A 16852-nucleotide genomic window follows, 5' to 3' on the forward strand; every position below is an offset into this window, starting at 1 on the left:
GACGTATTCCTATGACCACACCGGATATTACACTTTGCATGATCATTAAGAACGAGGCAAACCATCTGGAGAAATGCTTATCCTCTGTGTGCGGGCTAGTGTCTGAGATTATCATTGCGGATACAGGATCAGAGGATAACAGTAAAGAAATCGCTCAGAGGTTCGGTGCAAAGATTATCGACATTCCTTGGGAAAATGATTTTGCCAAAGCTCGTAATATAAGCCTAGAGTATGCAACTTCCGCTTGGGTTCTGGTACTGGATGCCGATGAGGCTGTGGATCATTGGAGTGAGAATCTGCTCCAGCCTTTGCTTGGTGCCGAGTATATTCATGGGTATTGGCTGCCCATTATCCACTATGTCGGTGAAATACCTGAAGCGGATTTTGTTACAGATCATGTCTGTCGATTATTCAAAAATGATACAAGAATTATTTTTCGTGGAAGTATTCATGAGGAGATTGCCAGCAGCATTTGGGAGCTTCCAGCGGGGGAGATCGCTTATGCAGATTTGCGTATTTTCCACTACGGATATTTAGAAGATGAACTGATGCGTAAAAATAAATATAACCGCAATTTAGCACTCATCAACAGGGGTCTGCGGCTTCAACCGAACCATCTTTTTCTTCGTTACGCGTTAGGGGCAGAGTATTATCAGCAGGGACAATATAAAGAAGCGGCAGAGATCCTCCTTCCGCTGCTCACCGATGCTCCAGCCCCTTCCGGTTATGTCTCAGATATTTACCTTAAGACGGCGTACGCCTTACAACTATGTGGCCGAAAGCAGGAAGCCGAGGAAGTTTTTCGTACGGGGAGCGATCTTTTTCCCGATTTCACGGATTTATTAGAAAGCTATGCCCTCCTGTTACTGGAACAAGAGAAGCTCAGCTCAGCCAAGCACTTCTTGGAGAAGGCACTTCAGAGCGGAAATACAGCACATAAATACCCTTCTTCCTCAGGCAGTGGAACGTATCGGACAGAACTACTAGCCGGGAGAGTCTGTGAGAAGTTATACCAATATCCGGATGCGTGGAGACATTACGAGGCTGCCGTACAACATAAGCCTGATTATAGCGAGGCGTGGAAAGAACTCGTCCCACTAAGCCTTCTATCTGGAGAGAAGGCACAGCTACGAGCATTGACCCACAATCATCTGCACTCTCTATCTCCTGATACTTTGAGTTATCTTCTGCCCGCAGCGCTCAATGCCCGCGATCCGGAATGGCAAGCTGAGCTTTCTACAGCCAGCCAGTTACCCTCATCCGTTCAGGCTGCATTGCTGGCGATTCTGGAGATAAACAATCAACCGGAACATCTTCAGACACTCGCACCGCTTGAACAGCTGCTTCATGACCCTTCCCATCTTTCCAACCGATCCTTTGTACTTGGCTACCTGTGGGCTTTCTCTTGCCGTATTGGAGATACTGAGTCTGCCATGCGCTGGCTTGTCTGTCTATTGCCTTACAGACCGGGGATTTTATCGATCCATCATATTTTAGCGGGGAATTATAGCCTTAAAGCTGATCTTTCGGATCTCAACTATGCAGCACAATTGCTGCTTCAGACTGGTGCTTGGAATAGTTTATTAGCACTTTATCGGCATTCGCAAGGTTCCTCCTTCCAATGGTCCAGTCTGCCGCAGCCTTTACTTTACGGTTTACTCGAAGCCCCCACCTCCATAAAAAAACAATGGTGCTCTATTTATGTCAGCAAGCCCCCTCAATATCATACACCTGCAGACTGTACCGAGTGGCAATTATACGCTGCGATAGCCTACTCCTGCGGAGAGATGCCCATCCTTCCTGTGGAGGATGAAGCCGCTTTGCGTAGAGTCGGGGGGGCTACCGCAGCCGTGAGCCTCGCTTATTACAAGCTGCAGCTCGCAGCAGAAGTATATCCGCAAGGGATACCATCAGCTCATATTCCTCATGCGCTGCTTCTGAGATCTGCCAGCCGGACTTAGCCGGTTGGCAGGGCAAATGCAGATTTCAATGCTCTTCTTGCCATTCTACCAGATGGGGCTGCTCATCAAGGATAGATTCGTACTGTTCCAGACTACCCCAGCGCCCCTCTGGATCAAGCTCCAGGTAACGTGAGTATTTTCGCCGAAGCTCTTCGGGGGATATCGCCCAACCATAATGTTTCACACGCAGCTCGGTAAGAAAACCCGGCAATACCGAATAAGAGAGCGGAAGTCTTGGCACATGATGATCCATTTTCGGAAAAAAATAATGAAAGTTCGGCAAATAGCGGACTAGTGTACGGGTATGCTTCGTGTGGATATTCCAATGCTCATCTTCGCGGTAATGTGTGGTACCACCCCAAAAATCAAATAATCGGAAGGATACCCAGTCATACACATCCTGATCGATGAGTCGCCTCATCTCCCGTTTAGCAGACTCTTCATAGAACTCATCGGCGTCCACAGACAGCAGCCAATCCGGATTCGTAGATACTGCCAGCTCCCACAATGTTTGCCGGAGCTCCCATTCACGGTTAAACAAAGAGCTTTGCAGGGTTACAAGCTTCTTAACTTTGGCAAAAGAGAGACATAATTGAGCCGTATTATCTGTACTACCATCATCTACGATCACAATATCATCCACGAACTCACTTAATTCCTCCAGCACCTGCTCTAAATACCTTCCGGCTTCGTTCCTAACCTGCATTATAGCGGTCAGACGGTTGCCTGATGTTTTGCGGAGTGGCCCTCTATGACTACTCATCCTCCACTCTCCTTCTCAATCGTCTTACAGCCTCTTCGAGATCTGCCATCTCTGACAAAAGTGGCCATGCCTGATTGTCTTGCCCTCCTGCATTTAAAAAACTGCGGATGGCCTCGTGCCGCCTGCCATACAGCAAGTGTATGGTGCCTTCCATGGCTTCATCCACATTTTCTTGCTCATGTTGCAGCTCTATTGCCTTTTCCCATTGAAAAGTCCGCACATAATTTTGCAGCAGCAACGCTTTTGCCTCGGAAGAAGTTAGCGGGCTTAAAATTCTCACCGCCGCTGCCTCATCCTCATTCCGGTGGAACAACTCCGCGCGAACCAATTCATCCTGACCGGAATGGAGCCAGCTCTCCATCCTTTCTAATGCTTGCTTCTCCTCTGCGGTAAATGCTGTAATCGCAAATTGGCGGACTGCCGTTTCCAGATTCCCTGTCTTGGCTTCTATTGCAGAAAAAAAACGGAAGTGTGAAATAAGACAATCCAAATATTCATACAGCACCATTAACTCAAAGGATTGCGCCAGATATCGATTCGCTCTGGAGTCCCCAAGCAAATACAAATAAGATGCTGCCAAATAATGTACAACAGGCTGGTTGGGCAGCTTGGCGCACATTGAGGTATAATAATCCGCCCTAAGCTGGAGTTGAATCCTAAACCAGTCCGTAGCTAGGAGGGGCTCCTCTTGCCATAAGTTCTCAATCGCCTTACTCCACAACACCTCATAATCTGTCAGAAAATAAATCCGCTCACGCGGACATACAACTCCATAGGATTCCTGCTGATCCCCGTCGAGATAAATAACATTCTCCCTGCACAAGCTCTGCTCCAGATAGATCCGTTCTGACCGGGTCCCTACTAGATCAGCCTTTGCTCCAAGCAAGCCGCTGTATTTATCCCATAAGACCTTATTTTCTTCTTCCGGACAGCGCTCTAACAAAGCCACTATATATCCCGCTTGCAAAGAAAGAACCTCGGGCAGCCAATAAGGAGAGGAGACCAGAAGTGTGTACTCCCTTGCCTTGAGAGTATGAATATCCGCGATCATTACCGGCTTGATCTGGCTGTTAGTCTGCTGCTCAAGAGTCATTCTTCCGGCAAAACAGACCTCTTCCCGCTCAGGCAAAAGATCCAACAGTCTTTTATATTCGTATTCCTCCCAGGAGCCTCTGCTCAGAATTAAATATTTCATGACTGCGCCTCCTTGCCCCTGCTGCTATCTGCTTTCTTCCCCTGCGGTTCGGACAAATCCCCCACATAACCTATAGTTAGTGAAGCTTCAGGGTAAAGCTGCAATTGGTACGAAGTAGACGCCTTACAGGTAATCACTCCAGGCACATTCCCGCCTTTATGAGCGACTCGCTCTAATGGAAAAACAATTCCCGAAGGGTCCCCCTTAAGCAACCGCCCCACCTCTTCGTCCATATCCGTAGATAAACTAACGATCAGATCCGCGGAACCTTGGGTGATCGCCTTCACTACCCGTTCAACGTAATATTTCTCATATCTGATAGAGTCTGATAAATACACAGTTATCTCACTTTCAAATAATGCAGATGCATTCTTCAAAGCCCGCAGCCAAGCTTCTTGACCACGAACTGTAATCACTACATCCTGTTCATTTACTGGCAAGCCGGAAGCTGTGTTCATCCAGCTGTCCTTGATCCAGATCCAGCGAATATTCTTGTAGCTCTGCTGCTCCTGTGTAGCTGCCCATTCCTGCGGAAGAGGGTCCCCATTCCCATCCTCTTCACAATAAACAATCGCCGTCACTAATGGCGTTGCCAAGGTTGCCTTACCGAGTGGAATAACAGGTTGTGTTAATTGTAAGAATCCCTTCTGCGGTACAAGATGTTCTTCGGCTTCTAAGACATCTTCCAGTGCCCATTTTGTACTGTACGCCCGCCAGCCATCCGCCAGTGTTGGTCCGTTCAACCTTCTCTGGCCTCTATCAAGTGAATGTATAGCATGAACATACACAGCATCACTTAGCGCCAGCTTAGCTCCAGACTGCCGCGCTCGAAGACACCAATCGGCAATCATAAAAGGCCGCGCTTGAAGGGAGGTGTCCAACCCTCCAATACGCTGAAGCAGCTCTTTAGAGAACAGGAGGCAAGAACCCGTTAGCACATCCATCTCTCTCCATTCTCCTTGATGCCGGCCAAGACTGTAGCTTACATGAGCAGCAAACTCATCATAGGTGCCGAAGTGAAGACGTTTCTTCCCTTCCCCTCTTTCAGTTGAAGAACGAGGGGCCACCACCTTAACTGCAGCGTCATCAAAAGGAACCCACAATAGCTCATTTAGCCAGCCAGGCGATACCATGATCGAATCTTCAAGCAAAACCGCGAAACTAGTTTCGATCTGTGCCAAAGCCTGGTTAGGCATGTATTCCTCCTTTTCATACGGAAAAAATAGAATCGACTGCTCGTGTGAGAACTGTCCCGCTAAAGTTTCCATAGGAAAATCAGGAGTCATCGCCACAGCAATAATGCGCACAGACTCTCCAGAATGGAGCAGCAGCAAGGGTAAGCAAGCTGCGGCACATTCCAGGCGGCTTAGCTCAACTACAAGGGTAAGCCCATCTTTACTTGGCAGTGGAAGTAGTCCCGTGCGCTCCAAGAACCCATACCTTCCCGCCAAGCGTTCCACATTCAGAGATTCTTGCGACATTAGGATTCACGCTCCATTTATTAAAGCTGTTCTACCTATAGTCTATGAGCGCTGAAGCGTGATATCCCCTTAATTTCCTCCGCCCGCGCCTTTGTCTTCTTCTGTATGATCTGCACCCGTACTCGCGGGATCGGTTGCCGCTGGAGACGAGCTGTTATCTTTCTGACTGTTACTGGAGCTATCCTTGCTCTGATCCACTACTCCACTCTTATCCCCGCCTACAGCTGGAGCAGGAATGGCAATTCCCGGAGCACTGCTGCCGTTCGCCCCCACAGGTTGACCTTGATTATCGTAATAATACATAGGTACGTCTCCAACAACCATCAGATAAGACACAGGAATTTCTGTATCCACTACCTGCGGCTCCATATCAAAAGGAATGACGACTGCAACCTCTGTCACAATATGAATGTATACCTCGACCAGAATCATATTGATCCCAGCGTTTTGCTGGCGGGTGCTTAGTTCAACCTTAACTGCACCTTGTGGTTCAATCTTGATCGGAATATCGGGTCCATAAGAAGCAATAAGGGGACTGCCCAGCGCTTGCCCCAGCGGAATATATTCTGTTCGATTATGCAATTCCTGCAGCGTAGACTGAATGACCTGTGCCGCTTGCGAAGTAATACGCATATGCTCCGCGTAGTTGAGCATGAACCCTGATATTTTCCCGTTCTTATCCGTCTTCCAATCAATTAGCTCTTCCGCATTCCCTCCGTTCGCAACCTGAGAGGTAATCGCCTTATTAATCGATTCCGTAGCGATTTGCTTCACACGTATTTGTGCTAAATGCAGGATGGGCGGCTTCATATGCAGCTCCACATAGCGCAAGGATTGCAGCACCAGCACAAGTATTACTAAGGATGCTATCAGCCAAAATTTGCGTCGGCTTCTTGGTTTATGTGTTCTTCCGCCTGCAACCGTAACCTTACTCTCTGGCCGGCTGGATAACCTAAAGCGGCCTTTGCTACGTTTGGCTTCAAAACGCGTACGCTGCGGCCTAACCGCTGCCCGGCTGGGTTTTGACTTGAATGCGGAGCTTCTCGCTGAGAATCTCCGATTCGTGTCCCCATTTATTTTTGGCAGCCGAAAATGGCCTAGATCAGGTATTCTCAGCCTTCGGTTCCCCCATTTTTTCAATCTGCCCATTGCAATAGTCCCTCCCGCCTTACGCAGAGGTCAAGCCACCTCCACTTAATTTAAGGTATTCGCTAAGAGGACAAAAAAGAAGAACGTTCCCTCCGGCAAACTGCGCCTGAAGTAACGTTCTTCATCCTTTAGATCATGAACTGGGAAGATGATATTAGTGCATTCTGCTCCGCTTATCCTCCTGCAAATGGTCCCAATGACGCCGAATAAAGATGCCAATGAGAATAGCTATAAACACCGCATACCAGGTAAGATAACCATTCCATTCTTCACGCGGAACAATTAAGGTGGATCCGATCGTACCGAATAACCATATATAAGACAAATTACCAAGTACGGTTCCCCATATAAAAGATGAGGCTTTAATCGGTGAAACAGCAGACATGAAATTGATTACATTATTCGGAATAATCGGGATCGTACGCAATAGCACCAGTGTCCAAATCCCATATCGATCCAAGTAACGTTGCCATTTATCATAGCGCTTCAGTTTGCTTCTCCATTTTCGGTCAAACCAGTTATACAGATATCGCCGAATGAGAAAATACATCAGTATTCCGCCCAGATTGCAGGCCAGCCAACTGATCAGCATGCCTCCAATTACGTTAAAAACAGAGACATGCAGCACGATCAAAATTACGAATGGAAAAAATCCTAATATACTCTGCAAAAGTGCGAGCGGGATGGTCACGAATAAAATAGATGGCCCGCTAAGGCCCAGCGTTTGCAGCAGCCAATCAATCCAGGTATTTATGGTCTCTGTCATGAAGCAGTCTCCTCTCTTGACTCCTTGCAGCAGCTGCCTCCTGATTTACTTTGACAAAGCATAAGTCTAAGTGTGTAAACTAGGTATCCATTCTTATTGAAATATAAGCAGGGTACACGAAGAGCTTGTAATACTTTGCTTATATTCCCAAGAAAAACACCCCTTACGGGGTGTTTTATTGAATGAGCTTGCTTATGAAGTGTAATGTGTAAAGAACAGTAGTTAGCGTACAAGTTACATTTTTGTTTCCATTTATTCTTCACATCATAACACAGTTTTTAATCTACTTACAATTCTATACCTGCAACCCAAGCATTCACTTTATCCGGATTGCTCTCCACCCAAGTTTTAGCGGCTTCTTCTGGTGACTTCCCACCCTGAACCTCGATCATTACTTTGGCCATATCTTCTGCTGTCCATTCGAATTGATCCAGGAATTTGTAGACATTCGGCATGTCATCTTTCAGACCTTGGCGAACCATCGTGTGGATCTGTTCATCCGCACCGTAAACCCCTTTTGGATCTTCCAGATATTTCAGATCCATATTGGCGAACATCCAGTGTGGTGTCCAACCTGTAACAACGATTGGCTCGTTATTGTCATAAGCCTTTTGCAGTTCCTGAGCCATCGCTGCGGATGAGCTTTCAAGAAGTGTGTAATCGCTAAGATCATATTCAGCGATAGCCTTTTCTGTGGTTGTCATAATGCCGGCACCTGGCTCAATGCCGATAATGCGATTGTTCAGCTTTGCTGCCATATCACTGTTCTTCAAGTCTTCAATAGAGTTAATATCCATATAGGCCGGAACAGCCAAGCCAACCTTAGTTCCGTTTAGATTTGCACCCAAATCTTCAATTTTTGCACCGTACTTCTCTAAATAAGCCGCATGGGTGCTTGGCAGCCAAGCCGCAACCATTCCATCCGCACTACCGTCTGCAACCCCAGCCCACATTGGACCAGCATCTACCTGCAGCATTTCAACGGTAGCTCCAAGCTTAGTTTCAAGTACTTCCTTTACTACATAAGTACTCGCAATTTCCGAATCCCATGCTACATATGCTAATTTTACCTTCTCTTTACTTGATGAAGAACATCCAGCAATAACAGCAATCATCATAATAACTAACAGGAATACCCCTATATTTTTCTTCTTCATTTATTTAAAACTCCTATCTTTGTTTTGGTTTTAGTGCGTTCTGTGTCAAACGGTCCAGCAGAATGGCAATAATAACGATCGCAATCCCTGCTTCGAATCCGTCTCCTGTCTTAGCCTGTGATACCGCACGGTATACATAGGCACCCACGCCCTGTGCACCAATCATCGATGAGATAACAACCATTGACAGTGACAACATAATTGTCTGGTTCACACCTGCCATAATTGTTGGTAAAGCGATTGGAAGCTGCAATTTAACTAATTTCTGAGTAGGTGTCGATCCGAAAGCATCTGCTGCCTCCACCAGTTCCTCCGAAACCTGACGAATTCCGAGATTGGTCAAGCGAATCGTTGGCGGAATTGCAAAAATAATCGAAGCAATAACCCCTGGAACTACGCCCAGTGAGAAAAAGGATACCGCTGGCAATAAATATACAAAAGCCGGCATCGTCTGCATAAAGTCCAAAATAGGCGTAACTATATTTCTAACGGTATTTCTCTGCGCACATAAAATACCAATCGGCACACCAATTACTACAGCCAATATCGAAGCGGTTAGAACAAGGGCCAAGGACTGCATAGAAGGTCCCCATAATCCAAGATTATCAATCAGAAGCAGCCCAATGACCGCAAATAGTGCCATGCGCCATTTACCGATCCAATAAGACAAAGCTGCAATAAGCACGATAAGTACTAATGCTGGCAGGAAGGTAAGTGCATTTTCAATGCCAGCCACCATACCACCGATAATCGAATGGATGAAGTCAAACAGGGGCCCACAATAAGTCGTCAGCCAATTTTCCAACCACTCGAGTGCCTTTCCCAAAGGCAGTTTAGGAATGTCCATTATAATCCTCCTTCCGGTACCGCGTTGCCGGCGAGTGCGGAAAGAACGGCTCCTTTAATCACAATACCCTTCAATTTATCCGCTTCATCTACGACGGCTACAGGCAAATGTGTCTCAGATATTAATTCAAAGAAATCATTGAGTAGCGTTTCAGGTTGTACACGTGGGATTTCTCTCCGCGTTACTTCCAGAATAGATTTATTATCATTCAGTGCCTTAAGGGCATCCTCAGCTGTAATAACACCCAGAAGCTTATTTTCCTTGTCCACTACATACAGACTGAATATACCACTGTCACGCATTAATTGAAGCGCTACCCGCGGCCCGCGTTCAGGTCTGACTGTTTCCGGCTGACGCATTACATGAGCTGCAGTCAACACCTTGGACAAGTCCACATCCTCCACGAATCGCTCTACATATTTATTGGCAGGTTGGATGAGGATTTCTTCCGGTGTACCAATTTGCACAATGACTCCGTCCTTCATCAGTGCGATCCGATCTCCAATCCGCAAAGCTTCGTCTAGATCATGAGTGATAAACACGATGGTCTTCTTCACTCTGGCCTGTAATTCCAGCAGCTCTTGCTGCATGTCTTTACGAATAAGCGGATCCAGTGCACTAAATGCCTCATCCATAAGCAGGATATCCGGGTCGTTGGCAAGGCCCCGTGCCAGTCCAACACGCTGCTGCATCCCTCCACTGAGTTGATCAGGACGATGATTCTCCCAACCTTTCAGACCTACCAGATGCAAGGCTTCCGTTGCCAGTTCAGTTCTTTTCTTTTTATCTACGCCCTGAACTTCAAGCCCGTATGCTGCATTCTCCAGTACGCTTCGATGTGGAAATAATGCGAACTTCTGAAACACCATGCCGATGTTCTTGCGTCTGAATTGGCGCAGCTGCTCCGGATTCATTTTCACAACATCTTTCCCTTTAAAAAGAACTTGCCCCCCTGTAGGCTCAATCAAGCGGTTCAACAAACGAACCAGCGTCGACTTACCGCTGCCGGACAAACCCATAATGACGAATATTTCTCCTTCTTCAATGCTGAATTCGGCTTTGTTGACTCCGACTGTCAACTTCAATTCCTGAGCAATTTTTTCCTTCGACATCCCTTGCTCTAATAAAGGAATCGCGCGTCCCGCATCATGACCGAATACTTTGGTTAGTTGTTTCACCTCTATAATAGCCATGCCGTCCTCCTTCTCCCGAAATGTTATCCGGGTTTAGTTCACTTATAGTAGTTTACCGGACTATTGAAAATTCATGCAAACACCATATACGGATAAAATTTAGTGTACAGTTTTAACTTTACGAACTTTATGTATGGAATACTCTGTTTTACGCCAAATTCCTTTCTTCATGAATTCTTTACTTATGGAGGGGGATTTGATTACAATACATTGTATAAGGTTGCAGTCTATCGACCTATTCCTCAGGAGGGACATCATGAACGATTTAGAAGGGCTTACGCCCGAACAAATAGAGAAGATTAGTAAAGCCCGTGAACGTGTGATCGATTCTATCGGCAAAAACATGGATCTGTATGGCATTACCTTGTCTATTGGACATTTATACGGTTATATGTACTTCAATCAAGGTCCAGTGACACTGGATGAACTCAGCAAAACAATGGGAATGAGTAAAACGTCCATGAGTACGGGAGTCCGTACCCTTCTAGATCTGAAAATGATCGACAAAGTATGGGGGAGAGGGACGCGCAAAGACTTATTCACCACTGTGCCTGACTGGCATCAGAACTTCAGTGATTACTTCTCTATTAAATGGAGAAAAGCCGTCGAAGGTAATATGATCTCACTAGCGAAATCACTTGCAGAAATTAACGATATGAAAAAAGAGTATAGTGACGATAGTAAACTTATGCAGCTCTTAAATACAGATGAAGAAAAAATAACTGAATCCATTAACTACTACCGCTGGTTGCTGAAACTAATAGAATCTTTTGAGAGTGGCAAAATTTTTGAATTTATCCCGAAAGAAACTTAAATCCAACCCACAAAAAACACAAAAAAAACGACAGTGCTCCTGTAAAAGGAAAACACTGCCGTTTTTTTCGTTTACCCTTCGATCAAGCTTACATCATCCAAATAAATTGTACTGCCCGCGCTAATTTCACTATTCGTCTCCGTACTATTCCCATCTACAAGTCCTAGCAAAAACACCAGATGAACACCAGCGTCTGTTGCCCCATTCATGGTAAAAGTGTAGCTGTATTCGTCCACATTCTGGGTCAAGGCAACAAGCTCAGCTTCCATATATTTGGTGTAATCCCCGCCCTTATGCTCCACAGCTACCTGAATATTGCGGTTTACTGTAGAACGAGCTTTAAACTTCAAGGTGTACGTTTTTCCCTGAACGAGCTTGAGATTTTCGTAATCCACCTGTGCGCTATAAGGGGCTTGCCCGGTACCTGTTAAGTTGATAGCAAATTCCCCCTCTTGAACAGAAGCAGATCCGATTCCGTCAAAATACTGGCTCCAGCCCGTTGCATCTACATCGAAGGTTCCATTATCCAGCGTACCGCTTGGCGGTATTACTGGTGGACCCCCTTGTACCTCCCTGACCACAATATCGTCAAAAGAAATCGTATGTGGCGTACTGTTAGCCGCAGGATCAGCGCCCAGCGTTTTGCCGATCAGATAATTAAGCTTCAGCGGGTTGCTGTTCGACACCGTAAATTGTGCTGTATAGGTAGCCCAATCCGCATGAATATCAAACTTAGCTTGCACAGAAGCAGCTGAAGTATTGGAGTATTCTAACACAATTTGGCGCGGAACCGTTGATTTCGCTTTGAAGCTCACCTCATACGTTTTTCCGCCCTCCAGTGGAATACCCTCTTGGAAAAATTGTGTATGCCACACTTCCCATCCGGCCGACGTAATCAGGATTTCAGCTGCGCCATCCTTCACATTAAACGCGGAGACGCCACCTTCTCCGGACCATGTAGTCCAGCCCGTCTTATCGCTGCCAAACGAACCATTGATGACTAGATTGTTATCATTAGCTAGAATAGTCTGCGCGACAGTTGCAGTAACATAATGTTCAGCCTCAACAGTAATGGTATAACTTCCTTCTGCCGGAAATACTGCTGCTTCAATTGTGATTTTCCCCGGTTCAATAGTGTACTGCTCTGCATTAAGTGTTGTACCGTTAACCTTTACCGCCATGATTTGATTCCGCCAATTTGCATTGTCGATAAAAGTAAGCTCAATCGGCTGTGAAACTCTGTTATTGCTGCTGTCGCTTAGCAGCTCCTGCGGTTTGGCCGGTGCATTTTTGATCTCAAATTTCACATTGTCAATGATAATATCATGGTTTTGAGGAATACTAATCCCCTCAACCTTCCCAAGCAGGAATTTAAGAGACAATGTATCCTTGCTGCCTTGCCGGAATTCGAATCTGTAATGATTCGTCTCCGGCGTTACCTCCACAATATTGCTGAACGAGGCCTGATACGTACCATTTTCTACGTTCACCCCGATTTTGCGGATTACGGTTGAACTGGCGTCAAATTCAACCACATAATCCATTCCAGCAGCAGCTTTCAAGTTGTTCTGAAACAACATTACAGAATACGCCTGACTGCCGGTATTCGTAATGCTAAATTTCGCTGCTCCATCTGCAACCGTAGCGCTGCTCTGACCACCCTGCTCTGTCAACAGGCGGTCCCAGGCGCTAAACCCAAAGTTAAATTCACCATTCAAGAGCGGGTAGTATATTAGCGATGGATCAAAATAGAAGCTAGTACGCAGCATCTGGAAATTATCCAGAATGACTGTATCCGCAGCACCGTTTAACAGTAATACGAATTGTCCTTCATGATCGGTTGCACCTGCAAGATTGATAAAGGTAGCTTTAATTTTTTGCTCACCTTCGCTTAAGTTAACCGGTTGTTCTGCCTGTACACTGCCGTCTTTCCCTAGTAGTTGAACCGTTCCTGTGCGTGCAGAGGAGACTGAAGCATTGAACGTAACCTCATAGTCCTGCCCTTGAATGAGCTGAATTCCCTTCTGAAGTAACCGAACCTCACCATTTTCACTGCCGCCAATCTGCAGCTTTAACTGGCCATTGTCATTAACGCTTGATTCTACCATGGCACCACCAGTTGCTTCCGTATGCCAATAACTCATCCGATTGGGTTCCCCAATATCGAAAGTACCATTGTACAGATGATTACCGTTGGCCAGCGGTTCCTTCACACTATCATGCGGGAATTGAATATTCTCAATCTCTTCTAATCTGACATTACCAAACCATACCGGTGAAGTATTGGTACCCACGTTGAACTCGACGCGTGCAGCAATATCTGAGTTTTCCTTCATCTGAAACATCGTCTCGTAATGGGTCATCGCTGAAGTTAGATCTACCTTAAGCGATGGAGAATACGCTGCAAATCCACGAGATTCTCCACCTGTTAACCGGACGCTCATACTGCGGAACATATCGGTTTTGGCATCGAAGCTGAGTTTATAGAACCTGCCTTTAGCTACAGATACGATAGCTTGGGGTTGAATCGAATAAAAATTCCCGCCGCCACTGCTGATATCTACCTTCACATAATTGCGCTCCCCAATAGGAACGGTAGAAACCGTAGCTTCAGCCCCTGCTTCTTTATAAAGTACCCAATGTGCGGTATTCGGGATTCCCATCCCGTCATCCCCCGGCACCTGCTCCGAATAATTGTTGTTATAGACCATGTTGCCGTCTGCCAGTGCAAGCTTGGAGCCTTCCGGATAGGCTTCCTTCTCCAGTGTAACTGGAATAGGCTCGCGGTACTCACGACCTGTCAGCTCATAGACTCTAACGTAATCGATCTCCATCGATTTTGGAAATACGGTTTCGCTAGTCGGATCACCATCAAAGTTACCGCCTACGGCCAGATTCATCAGCAAGTGGAACTTCTGATTAAACGGCGCTGGATATACATTATTGGCAGGCTGCCCATTGCTGATGCTATACCAGTCATTTTTGGTCGAATATAATTCACCATCCACATACCAGCGAATTTCGCCCGGCTCCCACTCAATAGAGTACGTATGGAACTGTTCAATCGTAGCGTTGTCCGGAAATACATACTCTTTGCCGGAGTATATATTGTTCGGCGCCATACCGCCGTAATGAATCGTCCCCGCTACCGTGTTTGGACGACTGCCCCAGCCTTCCATAATATCAAGCTCACCGGAAGCAGCCCAAGTCCCGTACACATCGTTCTCCGGCAGCATCCAGATCGCTGGCCAGTACCCTTTTCCAGTAGGTGCTTTGGCCCGAATTTCAAATTTTCCATATTTCTTACTAAACAACCCTTTAGTCTTAATCCGCGTAGAAGTATATTGCTTGCCAGCTTTTTCTTCTTTGTGTGCAGTTATGATCAGGTTACCGTCCTGTTCCTTTACATTCTTCTCATCGTTGGTATACCACTGCTTCTCATTGTTTCCCCAACCTGGATTGTTGTATTGCGAACCATCTCCAAGGTCATAGGTCCACTTTGTAGCATCAATCTCTCCATCATCAAACTCATCCCCCCACACCAGTGTCCAAGGGTCAGTGGTTGGTGTTGGTGTTGGTGTTGGTGTTGGTGTCGGTGTCGGTGTCGGTGTCGGTGTCGGTGTCGGTGTCGGTGTCGGTGTTGGTGTCGGTGTGGCTGTTGGTGTCGGTGTCGGTGTCGGTGTCGGTGTCGGTGTCGGTGTCGGTGTCGGTGTCGGTGTCGGTGTCGGTGTCGGTGTCGGTGTTGGTGTTGGTGTTGGTGTTGGTGTCGGTGTCGGTGTTTCGGTTGGTGTTGGTGTTGGTGTTGGTGTTGGTGTTGGTGTCGGTGTCGGTGTCGGTGTCGGTGTTTCGGTTGGTGTTGGTGTCGCTGTTGGTGTTTCGGTTGGTGTTGGTGTCGCTGTTGGTGTTTCGGTTGGCGTAGCAGTTGCCGTAGGTGCCGCTGTTGCTTCAGGTGTGGAGCTTGGCGTCGTTATTGGACCTACATTCCCAGAACTGCTTGGCGCTGAGCTTGCTATTGGCAATGTTGTTTTGCCAGTGTTTCCTTTTTTCAATGCTACACCGCCAATCGTCACTCCATCGGCTTTGTTATCTATTGTGGTTACGCTTCCGTTCCCTTGAATTGTTGTACCTCCAGCGCTCGCAGATAGGATTAGTGCCGCCACTTGTGAATTGTTCTCCAATGTTAATTGGGTCGGACTTCCCAGAGTAAGGCTGCCGACAGTTCCAAGGATTCTTAACAAAGAACCGCTGACTGCTGAGTCTGCCGAACGAACGGCTCCAAATGTTCCGCGAAGCGAAATATTGTGAGGAACGACATCCATCTCAACATCCCCAAACCCTGCCCCGGTAAGATCGCTGCTTTCTTCCAAGATTGCCCCAGATAGCAGCTGCACAGTACCCACAGCTGTCGACCCGCTGGCATAAATCCGAACCTTACCATTAGGCTTGGCTACTTGAAGCAGTCCAAGAGAAGTATGGTGTAAGCCGATACTTTGCTCGCCGCCTCCCCGTACAAAAGTAGTCCCTGTTACCTTTACACCTTCAAGCTTTGCATTCCCTTCAGCTATCCCCTCGGTTAGATAAAGATTACCTTGGATGACCGTGTCTTTAAGAATCACATCAGCCCGATTAATGACTACATTGCCCTTTACTGTTCCTAGTGAAGTCTCTCCTGATTTCAGGTGGAGTCCCGAAACCATTCGATCAGCCAACTGAGCTAACTCTGCACGGGTGATACCACCATCAGGCTTAAACAAACCTCCAGGATATCCTTTTACATAACCTGCACTCGATAGAACGGCTATTGCTTTTGCGGTTTCATCGCTGACTCCGTTCAGATCGGTGAATGCTGCTGTACTGCTTTTGTCTGCATTGAAACGAAACACTTTCTCCAATGCTAACGCCGCCTCAGCGCGCGAAAGTGCTTTTGAAGGATAAATATTGTTCTTCTGATCACTGCTTAAATATCCAGCTGCAATCCCTTTGGCTATATCATTTTTATACCAGTCTGTAGCCTGGACATCAGCGGGAACCTTATCCGATTGCTCCTGATAATTAAATATACGATTCATAATAGCTGCGAATTCTGCCTTCGTGACTTCCTTACCCGGACGAAACGACCCGTCGTCATATCCGCTTATGATCCCATTTGTGCTCCAACGCTGTAGTGGGCCTGCGGCCCAATGACTTGGAGATACATCGGTAAACGCTTTCAATCCATTGATTGGTTCATTTCCCACTTTCGTTGCCGCTGAATCAGGTGAGTTTTCCTTTAACGCCTCTGCCGCTGAAGCATTCATGCTCCCAACCGGTGATAGCAGCCCGGTGACAAGGAGCATAGCAGCAAGCGCTGCTGTGAAATTCCTTTTCATCCTAAACATCACTCCTCGAATTTCGTAATATTCGTAATTCATGCGAAAAATCGAAATCGGTTTCGACAATGCTATTGTTGCTTAGTTTTCTATTTTTGTAAAGATGTAATTTTGAATTTTTTTACATAGATTATTTTGGAATAAATCTGCATAGTGA

General features: G+C 46.5%; 11 protein-coding genes. 2 read left to right on the forward strand and 9 right to left on the reverse strand.

Annotation, left to right across the window (positions count from 1 at the left end):
• The first annotated feature begins 11 nt into the window (after positions 1 to 11).
• Positions 12 to 1961 carry a tetratricopeptide repeat-containing glycosyltransferase family 2 protein gene (locus MKZ09_RS28420; protein WP_076206410.1) on the forward strand — a complete coding sequence of 650 codons (1950 nt, stop codon included), beginning with the start codon at positions 12 to 14 and terminating at the stop codon, positions 1959 to 1961.
• A gap of 25 nt (positions 1962 to 1986) precedes the next feature.
• Here MKZ09_RS28420 and MKZ09_RS28425 read toward each other — a convergent pair whose 3' ends face one another.
• From MKZ09_RS28425 to MKZ09_RS28460, 8 genes are all read right to left on the reverse strand, one after another.
• Complete coding sequence (locus tag MKZ09_RS28425; protein WP_076105323.1) at positions 1987 to 2724, reverse strand: glycosyltransferase; 738 nt, start codon at positions 2722 to 2724, stop codon at positions 1987 to 1989.
• The gene (locus MKZ09_RS28430; protein WP_076134158.1) at positions 2717 to 3919 is read right to left on the reverse strand and encodes a hypothetical protein; all 1203 of its coding nucleotides are present in this window, start codon (positions 3917 to 3919) and stop codon (positions 2717 to 2719) included. The genes MKZ09_RS28425 and MKZ09_RS28430 overlap by 8 nt, the downstream gene beginning before the upstream one ends.
• Positions 3916 to 5400 (reverse strand): hypothetical protein, encoded by a 1485-nt coding sequence (locus tag MKZ09_RS28435; protein WP_076134157.1) that lies wholly within the window; start codon positions 5398 to 5400, stop codon positions 3916 to 3918. The genes MKZ09_RS28430 and MKZ09_RS28435 overlap by 4 nt, the downstream gene beginning before the upstream one ends.
• 69 nt (positions 5401 to 5469) lie before the next feature.
• A complete protein-coding gene (gene yunB / locus MKZ09_RS28440) occupies positions 5470 to 6549 on the reverse strand; it encodes a sporulation protein YunB (RefSeq protein WP_076134156.1) in 1080 nt (359 codons plus the stop codon).
• 154 nt (positions 6550 to 6703) lie between these two features.
• Positions 6704 to 7315 (reverse strand): TVP38/TMEM64 family protein, encoded by a 612-nt coding sequence (locus tag MKZ09_RS28445; protein ID WP_076099392.1) that lies wholly within the window; start codon positions 7313 to 7315, stop codon positions 6704 to 6706.
• A 287-nt stretch (positions 7316 to 7602) separates the two neighbouring features.
• Positions 7603 to 8472 (reverse strand): glycine betaine ABC transporter substrate-binding protein, encoded by an 870-nt coding sequence (locus MKZ09_RS28450; RefSeq protein ID WP_038573223.1) that lies wholly within the window; start codon positions 8470 to 8472, stop codon positions 7603 to 7605.
• A gap of 13 nt (positions 8473 to 8485) precedes the next feature.
• Positions 8486 to 9319 (reverse strand): ABC transporter permease, encoded by an 834-nt coding sequence (locus MKZ09_RS28455; protein ID WP_076099393.1) that lies wholly within the window; start codon positions 9317 to 9319, stop codon positions 8486 to 8488.
• Entirely contained in the window at positions 9319 to 10512 is a 1194-nt protein-coding gene (locus MKZ09_RS28460; RefSeq protein WP_036685362.1) for a quaternary amine ABC transporter ATP-binding protein, read from the reverse strand. The genes MKZ09_RS28455 and MKZ09_RS28460 overlap by 1 nt, the downstream gene beginning before the upstream one ends.
• A 256-nt stretch (positions 10513 to 10768) precedes the next feature.
• Here MKZ09_RS28460 and MKZ09_RS28465 point away from each other — a divergent pair, with 256 nt between their 5' ends.
• A complete protein-coding gene (locus MKZ09_RS28465; protein WP_036685364.1) occupies positions 10769 to 11326 on the forward strand; it encodes a GbsR/MarR family transcriptional regulator in 558 nt (185 codons plus the stop codon).
• 71 nt (positions 11327 to 11397) lie between these two features.
• Here MKZ09_RS28465 and MKZ09_RS28470 read toward each other — a convergent pair whose 3' ends face one another.
• Complete coding sequence (locus tag MKZ09_RS28470; protein ID WP_341041585.1) at positions 11398 to 16695, reverse strand: carbohydrate binding domain-containing protein; 5298 nt, start codon at positions 16693 to 16695, stop codon at positions 11398 to 11400.
• Positions 16696 to 16852: the final 157 nt, after the last annotated feature.

The sequence above is a fragment of the Paenibacillus sp. FSL R5-0908 genome, from assembly GCF_038006245.1.
Classification (GTDB): Bacteria; Bacillota; Bacilli; order Paenibacillales; family Paenibacillaceae; genus Paenibacillus_AQ; species Paenibacillus_AQ odorifer.

Coding starts and splice junctions, on each gene's coding strand:
- MKZ09_RS28430 (WP_076134158.1), bottom strand. CDS start 3,919: ATGAAATATTTAATTCTGAGCAGAGGCTCCTGGGAGGAATACGAATAT.
- MKZ09_RS28450 (WP_038573223.1), bottom strand. CDS start 8,472: ATGAAGAAGAAAAATATAGGGGTATTCCTGTTAGTTATTATGATGATT.
- MKZ09_RS28470 (WP_341041585.1), bottom strand. CDS start 16,695: ATGAAAAGGAATTTCACAGCAGCGCTTGCTGCTATGCTCCTTGTCACC.
- MKZ09_RS28435 (WP_076134157.1), bottom strand. CDS start 5,400: ATGTCGCAAGAATCTCTGAATGTGGAACGCTTGGCGGGAAGGTATGGG.
- MKZ09_RS28420 (WP_076206410.1), top strand. CDS start 12: ATGACCACACCGGATATTACACTTTGCATGATCATTAAGAACGAGGCA.
- MKZ09_RS28455 (WP_076099393.1), bottom strand. CDS start 9,319: ATGGACATTCCTAAACTGCCTTTGGGAAAGGCACTCGAGTGGTTGGAA.
- MKZ09_RS28460 (WP_036685362.1), bottom strand. CDS start 10,512: ATGGCTATTATAGAGGTGAAACAACTAACCAAAGTATTCGGTCATGAT.
- MKZ09_RS28425 (WP_076105323.1), bottom strand. CDS start 2,724: ATGAGTAGTCATAGAGGGCCACTCCGCAAAACATCAGGCAACCGTCTG.
- yunB (WP_076134156.1), bottom strand. CDS start 6,549: ATGGGCAGATTGAAAAAATGGGGGAACCGAAGGCTGAGAATACCTGAT.
- MKZ09_RS28465 (WP_036685364.1), top strand. CDS start 10,769: ATGAACGATTTAGAAGGGCTTACGCCCGAACAAATAGAGAAGATTAGT.
- MKZ09_RS28445 (WP_076099392.1), bottom strand. CDS start 7,315: ATGACAGAGACCATAAATACCTGGATTGATTGGCTGCTGCAAACGCTG.